Origin of the sequence: Streptomyces taklimakanensis, from assembly GCF_009709575.1 — a bacterium.
GTDB classification, from domain to species: domain Bacteria; phylum Actinomycetota; class Actinomycetes; order Streptomycetales; family Streptomycetaceae; genus Streptomyces; species Streptomyces taklimakanensis.
On the sequence record NZ_WIXO01000001.1, the window covers coordinates 605,851 to 625,106 of the forward strand.

Here is a 19,256-nt window from a genome sequence, read left to right on the forward strand (position 1 = left end):
TACGGGAGCCCCCGTGGTCCACAGCCCACCGGCCACCGCCGCCGTTCCCCCGCACCGCGCCGCCCGTGCTTCCTCGGGGGTGTCCGCCGCGCTCCGGGCCCGGAGCCCCGACCCCCGGTCGGCGGAACGCGACCTGTGGTTCCTGCTGTTGGTGACCTGTGCCGTGCCGCTCACCGGTTCGCTGCTCGACTTCGCCCGGCTCTGCGGCGCGCCGGTGCACGCCTGGTCCGCCGCCGTCCTCCCCTGGCTGCGGTTGCTGTGTTCCCTGGCCGCCGGATGGTGGCTGGTCACCCTGGTGCGGGCACGTCCGTCCCGGTGGGGCGCGGTCCGCCGGGGCGCGGCCCCCGCCCTGGCGGCCGTCGCCGTCACGGGCCGCGTCGCCGCCCTGGTGTGGCCCGGCGGAACGTGGGGGGTGGTGGGAAGCCTGGCCACCACCGCCTCGCTGGCCTGGCTCTGCGGGGAGTCGGCCGTGCGGCACGGCGTGGGGTGGCGGGGGTTGGGCGTCGCTCCGCACGGTGCGCGCACCGCCGCCGGGCGGCTGATGGCGGTGGCGGTGTTCGGAGCCGTGGTCGTCCTCGCCTCCACCACCGTCACCTGGATGGCTCGGCTCCGGTTGGGGCTGCCCGAGACCGCCCCCTGGCTGCCCGTCCTGGACCGGGCGCAGAGCGCGGCGTTGGGGTGGAACGGCCCCGCGGACATGGTGGCCAACGTGTTGTTCACGGGGGTCGCCGAGGAAATGGTGCTGGTCGGTGCCGTGGTCGTGTTGGGACGGGCCGCCCGACGGCCGCTGTGGGTACTGTGCGCGCTCAGCCTGCTGTTGAGGGTGGCGGCGCACCTGTACCTGGGGGTGCCCGGCGTCGCCCTGGTCCTGCTGGGGGCCTGCGCCCTCCTGGTGTACCTGCGCTCCGGCAGGCTCACCCCGCTGGTCGCCGGGCACGTCGCCTACGACCTGGCGGCGTCCCTGGTTCCCTCCCCCGAGGCTCTGGGCTCCCTCGTCCTCGCCGCCCTGATCTGCGCCGGGGCGGCGTTCGTGGTGTGGTTCGGACGATTCGCGCCGGCGGCCGGGGCGGAGGGCCGCGCGGAGAGCGGCCGCGCGCGGGACGACGGCGCGCGGCGGGTGTGAGGGGCGGGCCCGCCGGTTTCCCGGTGCTTCGGCCGATGCGGCGCGGTCGGGGATGCGGACACACGGTCGCTGCCGTTGCCACACGCGTCTCCCACGCGTAAGACAGAAGGCAACAGAAACATCGATACCTTTACACACCCACCCAAGAGCCGGGAAACCATCACATGCCGCTCGGCGCACCCGCCGCGGCGGGTGCGCCGAGCGGACAGCGGGGCACGGACTGGGAGCACGCTGGGGAGCCGGCGCGACCCGGCGGGTCGAGAGGACACGGGCCATGACAGTGCAGACCGACCAACTCAAGAAGAAGGAAGAGCGCAAGAAGACCCTGGGACAGGTGATGGTCGACTGGATGATCACCACCGACCACAAGAAGATCGGCGCTCTCTACCTGATCACGTCGTTCGCCTTCTTCACCCTGGCCGGTGTGCTGGCGCTGGTGATTCGCGCCGAATTGGCCCGCCCGGGCACCCAGATCCTCTCCAACTACCAGTACAACCAGGCCTTCACCATGCACGGCCTGATCATGCTGTTGCTCTTCGCCACCCCGCTGTTCGCCGGGTTCGCCAACGCGGTGATGCCGCTGCAGATCGGCGCGCCCGACGTGGCGTTCCCTCGGCTGAACATGCTCGCCTACTGGCTCTACCTCTTCGGCGGGCTGATCGTGGTGAGCGGCTTCTTCACCCCCGACGGGGCCGCCGACTTCGGCTGGACGGCGTACACACCGTTGTCCGACGACACCCGCACCCCCCAGGTCGGCGGCGACCTGGTGATCATGGGCCTGGCGCTCTCCGGCTTCGGCACCATCCTGGGCGCGGTCAACTTCATCACCACGATCATCTGCATGCGCGCCCCGGGCATGACGATGTTCCGCATGCCGATCTTCACCTGGAACGTGCTGCTGACCAGCGTGCTGGTGCTGCTGGCCTTCCCGGTGCTGGCCGCCGCGCTCTTCGCGCTCCAGTCCGACCGCACCTTCGGCTCGCACATCTTCGACCCGTCCAACGGCGGCGCGCTGCTGTGGCAGCACCTGTTCTGGTTCTTCGGCCACCCCGAGGTCTACATCATCGCGCTGCCGTTCTTCGGCATCATCACGGAGGTCGTCCCGGTCTTCAGCCGCAAGCCGATCTTCGGCTACATCGGCCTGATCGGCGCGACCATCGCCATCACCGGTCTGTCGCTCACCGTCTGGGCGCACCACATGTTCGCCACCGGCGCGGTGCTGCTGCCGTTCTTCTCCTTCCTCTCCTTCCTGATCGCGATTCCCACCGGGGTGAAGTTCTTCAACTGGATCGGCACCATGTGGAAGGGGTCGCTCTCCTTCGAGACGCCGATGCTCTGGGCGATCGGCTTCCTGGTCACCTTCCTCTTCGGTGGTCTGACCGGCGTCGTCCTGGCCTCCCCGCCGATGGACTGGCACGTGACGGACACCTATTTCGTGGTGGCGCACTTCCACTACGTCGTCTTCGGCACCGTGGTCTTCGCGATGTTCGCCGGCTTCCACTTCTGGTGGCCGAAGTTCACCGGTCAGATGCTCGACGAGCGGCTGGGCAAGATCACCTTCTGGACGCTGTTCGTCGGCTTCCACACGACGTTCCTGGTCCAGCACTGGCTGGGTGCCGAGGGGATGCCGCGCCGGTACGTCGACTATCTGGCGGCCGACGGCTTCACCACCCTCAACACCGTCTCCACCATCGGGGCCTTCCTGCTGGGCATGTCCTTCCTGCCCTTCTGGTACAACATCTGGTGGACGACGAAGCACGCGCCGAAGGTCGAGGTCGACGACCCGTGGGGCTACGGCCGTTCGCTGGAGTGGGCCACTTCCTGCCCGCCGCCGCGGCACAACTTCGTCACCCTCCCCCGCATCCGCTCCGAGGCTCCCGCCTTCGACCTGCACCACCCGGACGTCGCGGCCATCGACCAGGCGGAGAACGTGGGCCGCAGGGACATCACCGACACCGCTCCGGAGCGGAAGGGCGACATGGGGTGACTCGACACCCGGAGCAATGATCGCAAACCGTCCGCAAACGGTGTAACCGAGTCACCTCCGGGAACACGCCCCGACGTGCACGGACGTGGACGCACTCCGTCGACCACGGCCCAGAACCTTCGGGAGGACGACATGGCCACGCACGGCAAGAACAAGACCGGCGCCGCCCGGGACGACGAGCTCAAGCAGGAGATGGAGGGCGAGCTCCGCGCGGGCCGGTCGCTCCGCATGGAGGAGGACCACGAACTCCAGCCCTCGGCCGAGGACCAGCCCGACGTGGACCGCGCGCCGAACACCGTGTTGACCGGCGGCACCCCTCCGGGCATGGACCAGGACGACGTGGAACTGCGCAGCGAACTGGCCCGACACCTGGGCAAGGAGCTCTACCCGGCCGACCGTGACGCGGTACTGGACACGCTGCGCGAGAACAACGCACCCGACCGGCTGCTGTCCCTGGCCGGACGGCTTCCGGCCGGCCAGGAGTTCCGGAACGTCCAGGACATCGCCCGGGCGCTCGGCCTGGGCACCGAGGACGTCACCCACCGCACCTGACGCGGACGCGACGGCCACCGGGACGGCACCGCCCCGTTCCTCCTGCGCCCGGACGGGTGTCCGCCCGGAGCCCCCGGCTCCGGGCGGACACCCGTCTTCGGCCCTCCCCAGGGAGCCGGAGCGGAGGCGGCGGGTGGCGCGGCCCCCGGGACACGGAAGGCCGCGCGGACCCGCGCCCCCGGTCACCCGCGAGCACGGACCCACCACCCACGAGGACACGAGGACAGGGAGAAGAAGGACCCACATGAACGACCACGGACAGCAGGACCCGACCCAGGCACAGCCGCGCCCCGACTTCCCCCAGCAGGACCAGCCGCACCCGGGCCTGACCGAACGCATGGACCCGGAGCCCGACCACGGCGAGTCGTCCTACCGGGGCAGCGGGCGCCTGACGGACCGCAAGACCATCGTCACCGGCGGCGACTCGGGCATCGGCCGCGCCGTGGCGCTCGCCTTCGCCAGGGAGGGCGCCGACGTGCTGTTCACCTACCTCGCCGAGGAGGAGAAGGACGCCCGCGAGACGGCGCGGCTGGTGGAGGAGGCGGGGCGGAAGGCGGTGCCCCTGCTGTGCGACATCCGCGAGGAGTCCGAGTGCCGCCGTCTGGTCGACCGGGCGGTGGCGGAGTTCGGCCGCGTCGACGTCCTGGTGAACAACGCGGCCTTCCAGATGGCGCAGTCCGAGGGCATCGAGGGCATCAGCACCGAGCAGTTCGACCGGACGATGCGCACCAACCTGTACGGCATGTTCTGGCTGTGCAAGATGGCCCTGCCGCACATCCCCGCGGGCGGCAGCATCATCAACACCACCTCCGTGCAGGGGTACAAGCCCAGCGCCCACCTGTTGGACTACGCCACCACCAAGGGCGCCATCACCGCCTTCACCCAGGGGCTCGCGCAGAACCTGGCCGAGCGGGGCATCCGGGTCAACGCCGTGGCCCCGGGACCGGTGTGGACGCCGCTGATCCCCTCGACGCTGCCCGACACCTCGGAGTTCGGCAAGCAGTCCCCGCTGGGCCGGCCGGCCCAGCCCGCCGAACTGGCCCCCGCCTACGTCTTCCTGGCCTCCCAGGAGGCGAGCTACATCACCGCCGAGATCGTCAACGCCACCGGCGGCACCCCCCTGCCGTAGCGAGTTCACCCGCATGGCCGCCGCCCACCCGGGTAAGCGGAAGCCTACGGAACGAAGTAGCACGAAACATCCCCAACAGCGAGAGAAGGGATGCCGGATGTCCAAGGTCGAGGAGTCGATCGAGGTTCACGTCCCGGTGCGCACCGCGTACGACCAGTGGACGCAGTTCGAGACCTTCCCCGAGTTCATGGAGGGCGTCGAGCGGGTCGAGCAGAAGACGGACACGCTGACCCACTGGGTGACGAAGGTCGGCGGTGCCCAGCGGGAGTTCGACGCCCGCGTCACCGAGCAGATCCCCGACGAGCGGGTGGCCTGGACGACGGTCGACGGCGAGGCCAAGCAGGCCGGTGTGGTCACCTTCCACCGCCTCGACGACAGCCGGACCAAGGTGATGCTCCAGATGGAGCACGACCCAAAGGGCCTCACCGACACCGTCGGCGACAAGCTCGGTGTGGTCCGCCACCGCGTCAAGGGCGACCTGGAGCGGTTCAAGGAGTTCATCGAGGAGCGCGGCAGGGAGACGGGCGCCTGGCGGGGTCAGGTCTGACCCGACCCGGGGGCGGGGTTCCTCTCCTCGCCCCACCCCCGTGAGGCGGCGGTCCGGACGTCAAGGGCGTCCGGACCGCCGCTTCGTGCGTCACGCACCCCATGCGGCCCGGTGTGGCCGCCCCCTCCCGGGAGGGGGCGGCCACACCGGGCCACCGGGTCACTCCGCCCCGTCGGGCCCGCTCCCCCGCTCGTCCGGCACGTCCGGCACGTCCGGCACCAACCGGCGCACCAACGGCGTCGCGGCGGTACCCAGCACCGTGGCCGTGGTGATCGAGCCGAGGGTGATGCCCCAGCCGACGGGCCCCAGCGGAGTGCAGCCGAAGAACTGGCTCACCCCGGGCGTCTGGATGACGCCCACCAGGGCCGCGGCCGACCCGACCCCGGCCAGCAACACGTTGCGGTCCAGGCCGCCGGTCAGCAGCGTCTGGGCGAGCTGGGTGCCGACCACCGACGCCAGGGCGACCGTGCTCGCCCGCCGCCGCCGCCCGGTGAGCCGGGCGGCCCCCCAGGCCAGTCCGGCGCCGAGCGTGGTGGTGGCGCCGCGCAGCAGCACCTCCTGGTTCAGCCCGGCCCCCAGGGAACGGTCGGGCCCCTCGCTCAACAGCCGCTCGCCGGCCTCCTGCGCCGCGGGTTCGCGCACCGCGATGGCCAGCGCCGGGGCGAGGTCGGTGAGGAGGTTGACGAGCATGATCTGCCGGGCGTTGAGGGGCGAGGAGCCGGTCAGGGAGGCGGCCAGCACGCTGAAGGCGACCTCGCCGAGGTTGCCGCCGACCAGGATGGCCAGCGCGTCGCGGACCGAGCCCCACATCGCACGGCCCTCCAGCAGCGCGGCGATGATCGTCTCCAGCCGGTCGTCGCCGACCACCAGGTCGGCGGCGGCGGTGGCGGCGGGAGTGCCGCGGCGCCCCAGGGCGATGCCGACGTCGGCCAGCCGGATGGCGGGGGCGTCGTTGGCGCCGTCGCCGGTCATCGCCACCACCCGACCGATGCGCTGGTACGCCTGGACGATGCGGACCTTGTGGTGGGGGCTGCACCGGGCGATGACGTCCAGGGTGGGCAGCAGCTCGTCGAGCGCGTCGTCGTCCAACGCGTCGATCTCGGCGCCCGTGCACACCTTCTGGTCGGGGTCCTCGCTGACGGTCGCGGCGATGGCGTCGGCGGTGGCGGGGTGGTCGCCGGTGAGCATGACCGTCTGCACCCCGGCCGCGCGCAGCCGCGCGGTCGCCGGCGCGGCGCCGGAGCGCACCGGGTCGGCCAGGGTGACGAAGCCCAGGAAGGTCAGGTCGTCGACGGCCTCGTCGGTGAGGTCCTCGTCCTCGCGCAGCGGACGCTCGGCCACGGCCAGGACACGCCGGCCGGCACCGGCCAACTCCTCGGCGGTCTCCGTCAGCCGCCGCCGGGCCGAGGCGTCGAGTTCCTCCTCCCTTCCCCCGCCGCGCCGCCGGGCGCAGCGCTCCAGCACGTTCTCGGGCGCGCCCTTGACGCTGAGCAGCGGCCCGCGCGAGGTGCGACCGGCGGTGGCGTGGTAGGCGCGGGACGACTCGAACGGCAGGGCGTCGGTGCGCCGCCACTGCGGCGCGCCCTGACGCACGGCGACCTTCGCGCGTCGGGCCCCGACCACCACCGCCCGGTCGGTCTGGTGCTCCATGGGCTCGGAGGCGCGGGCGGGCGGGGTGGCACGCAGCGCGGCGCCCAGCACCTGCTTGCAGGGAGCGTCGAGCCGGTCGGCGGGCAGATCGCGTTCGCCGTCGCTGACGGTGGCGAGTTGGAGGTCGCCCTCGGTGAGGGTTCCGGTCTTGTCGAAGCACAGCACGTCGGCGCGGCCGAGCGCCTCGATCGTGCGGGGGTTGCGGACCAGGGCGCCGTGGTCGGCCAGCCGCCGGGCGGCGGCCAGCTGCGCGGCGTTGACCAGCAGCGGCAGCCCCTCGGGCACGGAGGCGACGGCCAGGTTCACCGCGGAGGCGAGGGTGTCGGCCAGCCGGTGGCCGTGCAGCAGGCCGGCCCCGGCGACCGCCGCCGCCGAGCCGAGCGCCAGCGGCAGGCTGGTCTTGGTCAGGCCGGTCAGCCGGGACTCCACTCCGGTCGTCGGGGCCTTCTGCCGGGCGGTGGCCAGGCTGCGGCCGACCTCGGTGGCCGACCCGGTGGCCACCACCACGGCCACCGCGGTGCCCGCCGAGACGGTGGTGCCCTCGTAGAGCATGGAGCGGCGGTCGGCGATCTGCGCGGCGACCACCGGTGCCGGGTCCTTGGCGACCGGCAGGGACTCGCCCGTCAGGGAGGACTCGTCGACCTCCAGCCCCTCGGCCCGCAGCAGCCGGCAGTCCGCGGGCACCACCTCCTGGGAGCGCAGCACGACGACGTCCCCGACGACCAGGTCCCCGGCGGCCACCAGACGCTCGACGCCGCCCCTGCGCACCCGCGCGCCGATCGCGGAACGGGCGAACAGCTCCTCCAGGGCCCGGTCGGTCCGCACCCGCTGTACGGCGCCCACCAGCGCGGACGTCCCGGTGATCCCGGCCACCAGCACGGCGTCGGTCCGCGAGCCCACGGCCGCCGACAGGGCGGCGCCCGCCGCGAGCACCGGGGTGAGGGGGTTGGCCAGCTCCTCGACGAACGCCGCGGGCAGTCCGATGCGCGTCGGTTGCTCGGAGGTGGTGTCCCGCCCGGCCCGTTCCTCGGCCTCCTCGCGGCTCAGCCCCTCCTCGGTGACGCCCAACCGTCCGAGGACGCGGTCGGCGGGCATCAGATGCCACGGCGTGGTCTCCACCGGCGGGGTGACGGGGCGGGCCAGCAACTGCCGGGCGCGCCAGGTGCCCAGGCAGAACGCCGCGGTCCCGGCGGCGGTGCCCGCGGCGGCGCCCCGGGCCGTCGACTGTCCGCCGCGGGCCTGGAGGGCCGCGACGGCGCCGACCCCGCTGCCGCCCGCGGCCAGGAAACGGCTCTCGTGGTCGACCTGGGCGGCCACGCCCACCGCGTCCACGACCAGCCCGACCGACTCCAGGTCCGTGCCCACCAGGATGTGCGCGCCCCACGCCGTCGGTTCGTCCTCCCGGTGCACGCCGAGGCCGCAGTCGGCGGCGGCCAGCGCGCGCCGGTCGCCGGAGACCAACAGCACCACCGCGCCGTCCGTCTGCATGCCGCGCAGGGAGGCGGTGAGACGGCTCCCACCGGGAACGACGGCGTCGGCGAAGCCGAACAGCGGTTCGGGACGATCGCTGGCGAGCACCACACGCGCCCCGGCGCGCCGCGCGGCGGCCGCCACCGCGTCCGCGCCGGGCGCCTTCTGCCGGGCCAGGCCCGCCACAGCCGCCAGGCGCCCGTTCCGGGCCAGGCCCAGCACCCGCTCGGCGCCCTGCTCCCGCAGCCGGCGCGCGGCCCGGACGCCCTTGCGGCCGGTCAGCTCCAGCTCCTCCAGCGGCCCCAGCACCCAGCCGTCCCCGTCGCGGCGCACCCCGGTCGCGTCCCCGTCCGACGGGGGCTCCTCCGAGTCCCCCGGGCCCTTTGCACCCTCGGCACTCCGGAGGGCGAAGAGCCGTTCGGCCGTCTCCTTCGGATCCGCGCCCCCGAGCGGGACCAGGTCGAACGGCTCCAGACGACTGCCGCTGAGGGCCTCCTCGTCCAGCAGGACGGTGTCGATCTGCCCCAGCCGCCGCAGCACGCCCCGGTCCATGACGGTGGCGCCACGCAGGGCCAGGGCCCGGCCGAGCGCGGTGGCGAACCCCTCCCGCCCCGCGTCGGGGGCCTTGGGCACCCCGGAGAGAGCCACCGCCAGCCCGCGCCGCGGACCGGCGAACGGCGCCGCGGCCGCTCCGGCGAGGGCCCCCAACGCCATCGACCGCTCGGCGTAGCGGTCGGCGGCGTCGCCGGGGGCCGGGACGGGGCGCTCCACCGCGATCGGGTCGGCCGCGGCGTCCTCCGGGCCGCGCACCAGCCGCGGCTCGGCCGCCTCCCACGCCCGGCGGTGGGCGTCCGCCTCCCGCCACTGGGCCAGGCGCTGGACCACGTCCAGCACGAGCCCTCCGCCGCGGGTCGCCACGCCCTGGGCCAGCGCGGTGGCCACCGGCAGCAGCGACTCGGCCTGCTCGGGGTCGTGCAGCCCCCTGGAGACCAGCTCCCGCAGCCTCGGGTGCCGGGCGACGGCTCCCGTGAGGGCGGCCACCTCCGGTGGCAGCGGGGTCCAGGGGGCCACCCGGTTGAGGGTGGACAGCGCCAGCCCCGCCACGTCCGCCGCCAGCGCCGAGACCGACTGGCCGGTGCGCGGTCCCTCACAGGGGTGGTGGGGCTCCAGGCACCACTCCCCGTGCTCGTCCCCCTCGCAGGGCTCGTGCCCGGTGCCGCTCTCGGCGCGCTCCACCAGGTCGATCAGCTCCCGCTCGGGCGGAGGAGGCGAGGCCAGCGCCACCACCACCCGACCCGAGGGGGCGTTCACCCGCGCCCACAGCACTCCGGGGTGCCTCTCCAGCGCGCGCTCCACACGCCGGGCGATCCGCTCGCCGTCCGGCGTGTGGACCCCGTGGACGACGATGTGACAGCGCCCCGGTCGGGACCACACGCCCCTGCGGGGCAGCCCCACGAGGTGCCCGGCCATCCCACCCGCGACGTCCACCGCCTCCCGCAGCCCGGCCGTCACCCCCCGCGGGAGCAGCCCGGACACGGGCGGCACCAGAGCGTTCAGACCCGGCAACGGTGACATCGGCGGCCCTTTCCGATCCCGGACCGGGGAGGGCGAGCGCTCGCCCTCCCCGGTCCGGGACCACAGCGGATTTCCTCACGGATCGGCACGCTCCCGAGTTCACCCCTTCGGCCCGGTTCACACCCGCGCCACCCCACCGATCTCGACGAGCCCACGGGCAAGTCGGCCGTCCGGTTCACGTGTCGCCGCGCCGCGAGCGGGAACTCCGGAGCGTCGAGAGTGACGGACCGAGACGAGCAGCGCGGCCCGGCCGGCCGGCCGGCCGGGCCGGCGGGAGGACATCTATGACCAGCGGGTACATGGGTCCCGACGACTACGGTCGGGACCCGCTCGGAGAGTTCCTCGCGCGTTTCCTGGGCGCCGCGCCCTCCGGTGGGCAGCGTCCCGGGCCCCGGTACTTCGACTTCGTCCGGCTGATGAGCGAGCCCGCCCGCCGGCTCGTCACCGACGCGGCGTCGTACGCGGCCCAGCACGGCAGCGCCGACCTCAACACCGAGCATCTGCTGCGGGCGGCCCTCACCACCGATCCGACCCGGTCCATGGTCTCCCGCGCCGGGGGCGACCCCGACACGATCGTCGCCGAGATCGACCGGCACGCCGGTGACGGCCCGCGGCGCAGCTCGATCGCCGTCAGTCCCGCCGTGAAGCGGGCCCTGATGGACGCCCACAACGTCGCCCGTTCCTCGGGCGCGTCCTACATCGGGCCCGAGCACGTGCTGGTGGCACTGGCCGCCAACCGGGACTCCGCGGCGGGGCAGATCCTCAACGCCGCCCACTTCGACGCGCGCTCCTCCGGACTCCCCGAGGGCTACCAGCCCGGTCCCCCGGGGCCGGGCGAGCGCCCGCCCGCCCCGAGCGGACGCGGCGGCGGGGGCAGCACGCCCAACCTGGACCGGTTCGGACGCGATCTGACCGAACTCGCCCGTGAGGGGCGCATCGACCCGGTGATCGGCCGTGACGAGCAGATCGAGCAGACCATCGAGATCCTGGCCCGGCGGGGCAAGAACAACCCGGTGCTGATCGGCGAGGCGGGCGTGGGCAAGACCGCCATCGTCGAGGGACTGGCCCAGCGCATCGTCGACGGCGACGTGCCCGACAACCTGCTGGGACGCCGCGTCGTCCAGCTCGACATCGGAGGTCTGGTGGCCGGCACCCGCTACCGGGGCGACTTCGAGGAGCGGCTCAGCGGCCTGATCGACGAGATCCGCGAGCGCACCGACGAGCTGATCGTCTTCATCGACGAACTGCACACCGTGGTGGGCGCCGGCGGTGGCGGCGAGAGCGGCTCGATGGACGCGAGCAACATGCTCAAGCCCGCCCTGGCCCGCGGCGAACTGCACGTCATCGGCGCCACCACGCTGGAGGAGCACCGCCGCCACATCGAGAAGGACGCCGCGCTGGCCCGCCGCTTCCAGCCCGTCCTGGTGCCCGAGCCGTCCACGGCCGACGCCGTGGAGATCCTGCGCGGTCTGCGGGACCGCTACGAGGCCCACCACCAGGTCCGCTACAGCGACGAGGCGCTGCTGGCCGCCGTCGAACTGTCCGACCGCTACCTCACCGACCGCTACCTGCCCGACAAGGCGATCGACCTGATGGACCAGGCGGGCGCGCGGGTGATGCTGCGCTCGGCCACCCGCGGCACCGACGTGCGCGTCCTGGAGCGCGAGGCCGAGCAACTGCGCCGGGACAAGGACCAGGCCGTGGCCGACGAGGACTACGAGCGGGCCAAGGAGCTGCGCGACCGGCTGGCCGACACGGAGCGGCAGATCGCCGAGGGGGACGGGAAGCAGCCGGTGGGGGACCGCATCGCCGAGGTCGACGTCGAGGACATCGCCGACATCGTCTCCCGGCAGACCGGCATCCCCGTCAGCAGCCTCACCCAGGAGGAGAAGAGCCGTCTGCTGGGCCTGGAGGAACACCTGCACCGGCGGGTCGTCGGCCAGGACGAGGCGGTCTCCGTCGTCGCCGACGCCGTGCTGCGCTCGCGCGCCGGACTGGCCAGCGCCAACCGGCCGATCGGCAGCTTCCTCTTCCTCGGCCCCACCGGCGTCGGCAAGACGGAACTGGCCCGCGCGCTGGCGGAGGCGCTGTTCGGCACCGACGACCGGATGGTCCGCCTGGACATGAGCGAGTACCAGGAGCGGCACACCGTCAGCCGGCTGGTGGGCGCCCCGCCCGGGTACGTCGGCCACGAGGAGGCCGGGCAACTGACGGAGGCGGTGCGCCGCCACCCGTACTCGCTGCTGCTCCTGGACGAGGTGGAGAAGGCGCACCCGGACGTCTTCAACATCCTGCTGCAGGTGTTGGACGACGGGCGGTTGACGGACTCCCAGGGCCGCACGGTCGACTTCACCAACACCGTCGTCGTGATGACCAGCAACCTCGGCTCGGAGGCCATCACCGGGCGCGGCGGCACGCTGGGCTTCACCCCCGGCGGCGCGGGTGGCGAGGCGGACGAGGAGGCTCGGCGCGAGAGGGTGCTGCGGCCGTTGCGGGAGCACTTCCGGCCGGAGTTCCTCAACCGCATCGACGAGATCGTGGTGTTCCGCCGGCTCTCCGACGAGCAGCTGCGTCGGATCACCGACATGCTGCTGGACGAGACGCGGCGGCGGGTCCACGCGCAGGACGTGGAGATCGAGTTCGCCCCGGAGGCCGTCGACTGGCTCGCCCGGCACGGCTACCAGCCCGAGTACGGTGCCCGGCCGCTGCGCCGCACCATCCAGCGGGAGGTGGACAACCCCCTCTCGCGGATGCTGCTCGGCGGCGAACTGGTGCCGCACACCCGACTGCGGGTGGACGTGGGCGAGGGCGGCCTCGTCTTCCACCGGGCCCCGGCACCGGCCGCCCCCGCGGGGTAGGGCGCCCCGGCGGGGCGGACGAACGCGGGAGCGGCCGCCGGATGCCTCGTCCGGCATCCGGCGGCCGCTCCCGCGTTCCGTTCGTGCTCCGCGGGGCCCCTCGGCCGGTGCGGGCGGCCGGTGGGGCTCGTGCCGAGGGGCGGCCGCGGGGTCAGTGCTTCTCGCTGCGCCCGGTGAGGGCGTCGCGGACCCGGTCCACCATGCCCGCTCCCCGGTCCATCACCTTGTTCGCCGGAGGGGTGTCGGGCGCGGAGGGGTGGGGACGGGTCGGGGCCGTCTTCTTCGCCGTGCGCACCTTCTCCCCGAGCTCGTCGAGCCGCTGCTCACTCGTCGCCCGGCGCAGTCGCGGGAAGAGGTTCTGCTCCTCGTCCTCGACGTGGGTGCGGATCTCGCGCATCAGCAGGCCGACGAGCCGGTCGAACTCGGGATCGGCCGCGCTGCGGCCCTCCAAGTCCTTCATGGTGCGCTCGGCCTCGGCGTGGTCCCGGAGTTCCTTGTCGGCGACCTCGTCACCGTCCGGCAGGAACTCGCGCACCGCCGGGTAGAGGTACTGCTCCTCGGCGACGGAGTGCCGCACCAGCTCGATGACGGCCTGGTCGGCGAGCTCCTTGCGCCGCTCGTCGCCCGCGGGCAGGGCCTCGATCCTGCCGAAGAGTTCCTCGACCTCCCGGTGGTCCGTGGTCAACTCGTCGATGACGTTCCCGCCGTGTCCCATGTCGGTGCCTTCCTCGTCGTCCCGTGACGTCACTGTCGTTGCTCGCCCGCCGCGGGGGCGGACGCTGCCACGTGTTCCCGAGTCCGTTGCGGTTGACTCCCCCTGACGGGACGACGGATGGTTGCCCCACCCGGCCGGAGGGGGCGCACGGGGAGACGCGGACGCGTCGACGCGGGACCCGGCTCGCGCCGCCGGGCCCCGCGTCGACGTCCGGACGCCGGGGTTCGCTCACTTCTGCGAGAGCATGCCCTCCCGCAGCCGTGCCAGCGCCCGGCTCAGCAGCCGTGAGACGTGCATCTGCGAGATGCCCAGCTCGGCCCCGATCTCCGACTGCGTCATGTCCCCGCCGAAGCGCATCTGCAGGATGCGGCGGTCCCGCTCGTCCAACTGTTCCATCAGCGGCTTGAGGGCGTGGAGGTTCTCCACCTTCTCCAGGGCCGGGTCGACGTCGCCGATCTGGTCGGCCAGGGGGGTGTCCTTGCCCTCGTCGCCCACGGGCAGGTCGAGGGAACCGGCGACGTAGCCGTTGCTGGCCACCTGCCCCTCGATGACCTCCTCCACCGTGACGTTCATGAACTCCGCCAACTCCTCGGTGGTGGCGGAGCGCCCCAGCCTGCGGCCCAGCTCCTCGTTGGCGCGGGCCAGTTCGATGCGCAGTTCCTGGAGCCGGCGCGGGACGCGCACGGCCCAGCTGGTGTCCCGGAAGAAGCGCTTGATCTCCCCCACGATGTACGGGACGGCGAACGAGGTGAACTCCACCTCCCGGTCGAGGTCGAACCGGTCGATGGCCTTGATCAGGCCGATGGTCCCGACCTGCACGATGTCGTCCATCGGCTCGGCACGGTGCCGGAAACGGGAGGCGACGTAGTTCACCAGGGTCAGGTTGAGTTCGATGAGGGTGTTGCGCGCGTACTGGTACTCGTGCGTCCCCTCCTCCAGCACCCTCAGCCGCTCGAAGAAGAGCTTCGACAGCTGCCGGGCGTCCCGGGGCGCCACCTTGCCCGCGTCCTCGATTCTGGGCAGGTCCGGAAGATCGGGGGCGACCGTCTCCTGCTCCTGGTCCGGCAAGACGTCACCGCTCGTCGGCTGAACCTCCGGGCTCAGGCTACGCATCATGCCCTCCTCTTTTGACCTGTCATGTGCAGCACGGCGCGTACCCGCCTCCGAGCGGCTCACACGCCCATCCGGGTGAGGGCTCGCCCGCGCGCACACGTGGGTCGCCGGCCACATGAGACAAAATTGATCATATCGGATTTACTTATTATGACTCGTGGAGACGGGAGGGGCGCTCCCGGCGCTCGAACATCCTCCGAGGCCGTCCCCTCGACCCCGCCCGAACACGCCGGCGCGGGCCCACGGCCCCGGTTCAGCGTTTGGCGTGACGCCCCCGCCTCCGCCCCCGGGCAGGGGGACGGGCCGGGCCGCCCACCGCGCCGCCGACGGGCTCGGCGGACGCCGCGACCGGGACCGCCGGCCGGCCGACCCCCGCCGCGCGGGATCGGCCGCGGGCACGCAGGTACTCGACGGCGATCGGCAGCACCGACAGCAGCACGATGCCGACCAGGATGAAGTCGATGTTGTCGCGGACGAACTCCACCTGGCCCAGCGCGGCGCCCAGGAGGGTCACGCCCGCGCCCCACAGCACGCCACCGAGGACGTTGAAGACCAGGAAGCTGCGGTAGTTCATCCGACTGACGCCGGCGACGATCGGCGTGAAGGTCCGCACGATCGGCACGAAGCGGGCCAGCACCAGGGACTTGGGGCCGTGTTTTTCGAAGAACTCGTGGGCCTTCTCCACGTTCTCCTGCTTGAAGAGGCGGGAGTCCGGGCGCCGGAAGAGGGCCGGCCCGACCTTCCGACCGAACATGTAGCCCACTTGGTCGCCGAGGACCGCGGAGATCACCACCAGGGTGCAGACCAGCCACAGCGGATGGTGCAGGTACTGGTCGGTGACGACCAGCAGCCCGGTGGTGAACAGCAGCGAGTCACCGGGCAGGAAGAAACCGATGAGCAGGCCCGACTCGGCGAAGACGATGCAGAGGATGCCGATCAGACCGAAGGTCTGGATGAGGTGGTCCGGATCCAGCCAGCCGGGACCGAGGGCGAGGTTCGTCACGTGAGGCATGCTCCTGGGAAGGCGACGTGCGCCTGGGGCGAGGCCGCGGGCTCATGTGGCGCCCGGGCGTCGGGGTGCCGGTCGGCACGCACGAGCAGAACCTACAACGCGATCGGCCGCGTTCCGGTTCCGTTCCCGACTTTCCCCTTCCGCGCCGCCGAGGGGACGACAAGAGGAACGGCACCACCCGCCGATCGACGCGGATGGTGCCGTCCGACCTCACGGAGACCGCACTCGGGCCGGAACCTCAGGGGAGGTACCTCTCGACGGCCGCGGCCCCGTGCTCCTCCAACTGCTTCCTGGCCTCCTCCACACGCTCCGGCGTGGGCTCGCGCCCGGAGAGCCTGACCAGGTCCTCGGGATCCACCGGCTGATCGCCGCCGGTGCGCAGCTGCGGCCGGCTCCGCGCGGAGGACTCCTCCTTGCCCTGTTCACCCTTCACAACGAGCCTCCTCTGCTCGGTTCGTTCCCGGCGGACGGGGTTATCTGGTGCGTACCCGCACATCTCGGGCTGATGCCCTCGGGGCGTGCGGCCGGTGCCGCGCCCCGGCCCGCGGAGCCGGCCGTCCCGCTCACCGCGGGCGTGCCCCCGAGGCGCGCCCGGCGCCGCGGAGCCGGTCCCGCCCCAGTCTCGCCAGGGCCCCCGCGCCCACCGCGTACGCGACGGAGAGCACGGCGGCCGCCTGCGCCCGGGGCAGGGCCGTCTCCAACGCGTTCAACGCCGCCCGGTGCGCGGTGCCCACCGCCAGCGCTCCGCACACCCCGGCACCACCGAGGAGGGCGCCGCCCACGCCCATCCGCCGCGCGGTGCCCCGGAGCCCGTCGCCCGCTCCCCGCAGCCGGTCGCGGAGCAGCTCGGACGCCTCGTGGGCCATCTGCTCGACCGCCTCCGCGACCTGCTCCCCCGACGTGCCGCTCGCCATCGTCCTCCTCGTCTCCCCGGGCGTCCGCCCGGTGTCGTGGTTCCCGCCGCGCCGGCCCCGGCGCCGTCGACGGGTCCCCCGTACCCGCGTCCGGCCCCGAGGATGCCCCCGCGGCGGGCGGGTGGCGTCCTCGGGGCCGGAGGCGGGAAGCGCCGGGAACGCCGGGAAACGCCGCGGTGCCCCGGCGGTCTCCTCCGCCGGGGCACCGGTGCCCTCCCGCACGGTGTGGGGGTGTCAGTCGGGTCGGCGCTCCTCTCCGCGGCCGTCCGACCCCGCCCCGCCGTCCGTGCCGGGCGTCTCCTCCGGCGGGAGCTTGCGGGTGTCACGCGGTTCGACGTAGGGCTCCTCGTCCTCCGGATGACCGGCCCGCATGGCCCGTCCGCGCTGCATCTCGGCGTCGAGCTCCAGACCCAGCAGGATCACGATGTTGGAGATCCACAGCCAGATCAGGAAGATGATCACACCGGCCAGGCTGCCGTACGTCTTGTTGTAGTTGCCGAAGTTGGCGACGTAGAGGGCGAAGCCGAGCGAGGCGACGATCCACAGCAGGACGGCGAGCAGGCTGCCGGGGCTGATCCAGCGGAAGCCGCCGTGCCGAACGTTGGGCGCGGCCCAGTACAGCAACGCGATCATCAGGCTGACCAGGAGGACCAGGGCCGGCCACTTCGCGATGCTCCACACGGTCAGGAAGGTCTCGCCCAGGCCGATGAGATCGCCGGCCCGCTGCGCCAGGCCGCCGGTGAAGACGACCGCGATCGAACTCAGCGCCAGCATCACCAGCAGGGCGAGCGTGACGCCCACCCGCACGGGCAGCTTCTTCCAGATCGGGCGCCCCTCACCGATGTCGTAGACGGCGTTGGAGGCGCGCATGAAGGCCGCGACGTACCCGGAGGCCGACCACACCGCCAGGGCGACACCGATGATCAGCGCGATTCCCGCGCCGCCCTGGTTGTTCTGGAGCTGGGTCAGCATGCTCTGGAGGATGTCCCGCGCGGCGCCGGGCGCCAGGCTTCCGACGTTGTCGACCAGGGGTTGGATGGCGGAGCTGCCGATCACGCCCAGGACCGACACCAGCGCCAGCAACGCGGGGAAGATCGACAGGACCGCGTAGTAGGTCAGCGCGGCCGCCCAGTCGGTGAGGTTGTCGTCCTTGAACTCGGCGACCGTGCGTTTGAGGACCCCTTTCCAGGACCTCTTCGGCAGGTCGGACGGTTCATCGGGGGAGCGTCCCGAGTCCACCGTCCGCTCCCCCCGCTCTTCGAACCTGTGCTTGGCCATCGAACTCCTAGCGAGGGACCACCGGCTCCGGCCGGCGGGGGAATCACTCCCCTGGCTTGTGGTGGTTTCTCTTCACCGTGCGGTGGGCCGGCTCACGCCCGGGAGGTGGCTTCGGGCTCGGGCCCGCCTTCCGGGCCCGGGGGGAGGGGCGGAGCCGCCGCGCCGACGGCTCCGCCCCCGGCGGCCGCTCCCCCGCGGGCGGGAGCGGCCGCGGGACGGCCCGAACGCCGCGTACGTCGCGGGCGGGCGGCCGTCCGGGGCGGTCGACGCGTCAGTGCGCCGATCCGGGGTTTTGGCCGCGGGCCCCTTCGGCCACGCTCCGGCCGGACTGCTGTGTCTGTTCCTTCACCTGCCCCGCCTGACCGCGCGCCTCTTCGGTGGTGGCGCGGGCGGCCTCGGTGGCGGTCTCCTTGACGTGTCGGCCCGCCTCCTGCGCCGAGTGCGTCGCCTCCTCCTTCAGACGCCCGGCCGATTCGGCGGCCGCCTCCTTGACGGGGCCGGCCTTCTCCGCGAGCCGCTCCACGGCCTCCTCCTCGGCGTGCGAGCTGCGCGCCATGGAGGCGGCCAGCAGCCCGGCGCCGAAGGCCACGACTCCGGCGGCCAGCGGGTTGCCCTGGGTGCGTCGCGCCGCGTGGTGGGGGGCGGACTTCACCGCCTCACCCGCCTGTTCGGCGCCCTCGCGTGCCTTGTCGGCGGTCTGTCCCGCGGTGTCGCGCACCGACCGGGCCGTGTGTCGCCCACCGTCCGAGGTGGTTCCCATGACTCGCTCCCGAACTACGGTCATCCTGCTGCGCATCCGCTCCTTGCGGCGGTGCACCGCGTGGCGGGGGTTGGCGTGGTCGGCGAGCCTGCCGACGTCGTCGGACAGCTCCTGCCGCGTGGTGTCGATCCGAGCCCTCAGCTCGTCGGGTGACGCGCCCATTCGGCATCCTCCTTGAGAGTCTGGACGGTGCGTTCCGGCTTGGGGTGGACCTGCCGCATCCGGGAGCGGCCCATCGAGTACAGGACGAGGGCCGCCACCGCCCACAGGGCGGTGATGATGAGCGCCGCCCAGCCCCAGTCCATGACGTTGGCCAGTCCGAAGACCGCGGCCAGGGAGGCGAACAGGGCCGTCATGTAGCCGGCGAAGCCGGCGCCGCCGTACATGCCGGCGGCCTTGCCGGCCTTGGTCGCCTCCTCGCGGACCTCGGCCTTGGCCAGTTCGATCTCCTGCCTGAGGAGCTTCTGGGCGTCCGCCGTCACCGCGGAGAGCAGCTCGCCGATCGACCTCTCGTCACCGTCGACGCGCCGGGCCGTCCCCTCGTCGGTCGGCCGCTGGGTGGTGTACGCCATG

The 19,256-nt window shown here is 73.2% G+C and carries 15 protein-coding genes; 6 read left to right on the forward strand and 9 right to left on the reverse strand.

Annotation, left to right across the window (positions count from 1 at the left end):
• The first annotated feature begins 13 nt into the window (after window positions 1–13).
• From F0L17_RS02590 to F0L17_RS02610, 5 genes are all read left to right on the forward strand, one after another.
• Window positions 14–1,123, forward strand: coding sequence for a CPBP family glutamic-type intramembrane protease (locus F0L17_RS02590; RefSeq protein WP_155069722.1), 1,110 nt, complete (start codon window positions 14–16; stop codon window positions 1,121–1,123).
• A 274-nt stretch (window positions 1,124–1,397) separates the two neighbouring features.
• A complete protein-coding gene (gene ctaD / locus F0L17_RS02595; protein ID WP_155069724.1) occupies window positions 1,398–3,110 on the forward strand; it encodes an aa3-type cytochrome oxidase subunit I in 1,713 nt (570 codons plus the stop codon).
• Between the two features lie 132 nt (window positions 3,111–3,242).
• Window positions 3,243–3,662, forward strand: a complete 420-nt coding sequence (locus tag F0L17_RS02600; RefSeq protein ID WP_155069726.1) for a DUF2795 domain-containing protein — start codon at window positions 3,243–3,245, stop codon at window positions 3,660–3,662.
• 244 nt (window positions 3,663–3,906) lie between these two features.
• Window positions 3,907–4,791, forward strand: coding sequence for an SDR family oxidoreductase (locus F0L17_RS02605; protein WP_155069729.1), 885 nt, complete (start codon window positions 3,907–3,909; stop codon window positions 4,789–4,791).
• A 97-nt stretch (window positions 4,792–4,888) separates the two neighbouring features.
• A complete protein-coding gene (locus tag F0L17_RS02610) occupies window positions 4,889–5,338 on the forward strand; it encodes an SRPBCC family protein (RefSeq protein WP_155069731.1) in 450 nt (149 codons plus the stop codon).
• 159 nt (window positions 5,339–5,497) lie between these two features.
• On the opposite strand, the gene F0L17_RS02615 is transcribed toward F0L17_RS02610, so the two are convergent.
• On the reverse strand, window positions 5,498–10,033 hold the full coding sequence (locus F0L17_RS02615; RefSeq protein ID WP_155069733.1) for a cation-translocating P-type ATPase: 4,536 nt from the start codon (window positions 10,031–10,033) through the stop codon (window positions 5,498–5,500).
• 284 nt (window positions 10,034–10,317) lie between these two features.
• Between F0L17_RS02615 and F0L17_RS02620 the strand changes: the two genes are divergently transcribed.
• Complete coding sequence (locus F0L17_RS02620; RefSeq protein ID WP_155069735.1) at window positions 10,318–12,891, forward strand: ATP-dependent Clp protease ATP-binding subunit; 2,574 nt, start codon at window positions 10,318–10,320, stop codon at window positions 12,889–12,891.
• A gap of 151 nt (window positions 12,892–13,042) precedes the next feature.
• On the opposite strand, the gene F0L17_RS02625 is transcribed toward F0L17_RS02620, so the two are convergent.
• The 8 genes from F0L17_RS02625 to F0L17_RS02660 all read right to left on the reverse strand — a co-directional run bounded on the left by F0L17_RS02625 (window position 13,043) and on the right by F0L17_RS02660 (window position 19,255).
• Window positions 13,043–13,606, reverse strand: coding sequence for a hemerythrin domain-containing protein (locus F0L17_RS02625; RefSeq protein ID WP_155069737.1), 564 nt, complete (start codon window positions 13,604–13,606; stop codon window positions 13,043–13,045).
• 228 nt (window positions 13,607–13,834) lie between these two features.
• A complete protein-coding gene (locus F0L17_RS02630; RefSeq protein WP_155069739.1) occupies window positions 13,835–14,719 on the reverse strand; it encodes an RNA polymerase sigma factor SigF in 885 nt (294 codons plus the stop codon).
• Between the two features lie 253 nt (window positions 14,720–14,972).
• The gene (locus F0L17_RS02635) at window positions 14,973–15,722 is read right to left on the reverse strand and encodes a VTT domain-containing protein (RefSeq protein WP_162465695.1); all 750 of its coding nucleotides are present in this window, start codon (window positions 15,720–15,722) and stop codon (window positions 14,973–14,975) included.
• A 247-nt stretch (window positions 15,723–15,969) separates the two neighbouring features.
• Window positions 15,970–16,164 (reverse strand): hypothetical protein, encoded by a 195-nt coding sequence (locus tag F0L17_RS02640; RefSeq protein WP_155069743.1) that lies wholly within the window; start codon window positions 16,162–16,164, stop codon window positions 15,970–15,972.
• A gap of 130 nt (window positions 16,165–16,294) precedes the next feature.
• A complete protein-coding gene (locus F0L17_RS02645; RefSeq protein WP_155069745.1) occupies window positions 16,295–16,645 on the reverse strand; it encodes a phage holin family protein in 351 nt (116 codons plus the stop codon).
• 234 nt (window positions 16,646–16,879) lie between these two features.
• Window positions 16,880–17,923, reverse strand: a complete 1,044-nt coding sequence (locus tag F0L17_RS02650) for a YihY/virulence factor BrkB family protein (RefSeq protein WP_155069747.1) — start codon at window positions 17,921–17,923, stop codon at window positions 16,880–16,882.
• A gap of 271 nt (window positions 17,924–18,194) precedes the next feature.
• Window positions 18,195–18,845, reverse strand: coding sequence for a DUF3618 domain-containing protein (locus tag F0L17_RS02655; protein ID WP_155069750.1), 651 nt, complete (start codon window positions 18,843–18,845; stop codon window positions 18,195–18,197).
• Window positions 18,821–19,255: a phage holin family protein gene (locus tag F0L17_RS02660; protein WP_155069752.1), complete on the reverse strand. Its 435-nt coding sequence runs from the start codon at window positions 19,253–19,255 to the stop codon at window positions 18,821–18,823. The genes F0L17_RS02655 and F0L17_RS02660 overlap by 25 nt, the downstream gene beginning before the upstream one ends.
• Window position 19,256 lies beyond the last annotated feature (1 nt).

Coding starts and splice junctions, on each gene's coding strand:
- F0L17_RS02630 (WP_155069739.1), bottom strand. CDS start 14,719: ATGCGTAGCCTGAGCCCGGAGGTTCAGCCGACGAGCGGTGACGTCTTG.
- F0L17_RS02600 (WP_155069726.1), top strand. CDS start 3,243: ATGGCCACGCACGGCAAGAACAAGACCGGCGCCGCCCGGGACGACGAG.
- F0L17_RS02620 (WP_155069735.1), top strand. CDS start 10,318: ATGACCAGCGGGTACATGGGTCCCGACGACTACGGTCGGGACCCGCTC.
- F0L17_RS02610 (WP_155069731.1), top strand. CDS start 4,889: ATGTCCAAGGTCGAGGAGTCGATCGAGGTTCACGTCCCGGTGCGCACC.
- F0L17_RS02650 (WP_155069747.1), bottom strand. CDS start 17,923: ATGGCCAAGCACAGGTTCGAAGAGCGGGGGGAGCGGACGGTGGACTCG.
- F0L17_RS02625 (WP_155069737.1), bottom strand. CDS start 13,606: ATGGGACACGGCGGGAACGTCATCGACGAGTTGACCACGGACCACCGG.
- F0L17_RS02660 (WP_155069752.1), bottom strand. CDS start 19,255: ATGGCGTACACCACCCAGCGGCCGACCGACGAGGGGACGGCCCGGCGC.
- F0L17_RS02645 (WP_155069745.1), bottom strand. CDS start 16,645: ATGGCGAGCGGCACGTCGGGGGAGCAGGTCGCGGAGGCGGTCGAGCAG.
- F0L17_RS02615 (WP_155069733.1), bottom strand. CDS start 10,033: ATGTCACCGTTGCCGGGTCTGAACGCTCTGGTGCCGCCCGTGTCCGGG.
- F0L17_RS02655 (WP_155069750.1), bottom strand. CDS start 18,845: ATGGGCGCGTCACCCGACGAGCTGAGGGCTCGGATCGACACCACGCGG.
- ctaD (WP_155069724.1), top strand. CDS start 1,398: ATGACAGTGCAGACCGACCAACTCAAGAAGAAGGAAGAGCGCAAGAAG.
- F0L17_RS02605 (WP_155069729.1), top strand. CDS start 3,907: ATGAACGACCACGGACAGCAGGACCCGACCCAGGCACAGCCGCGCCCC.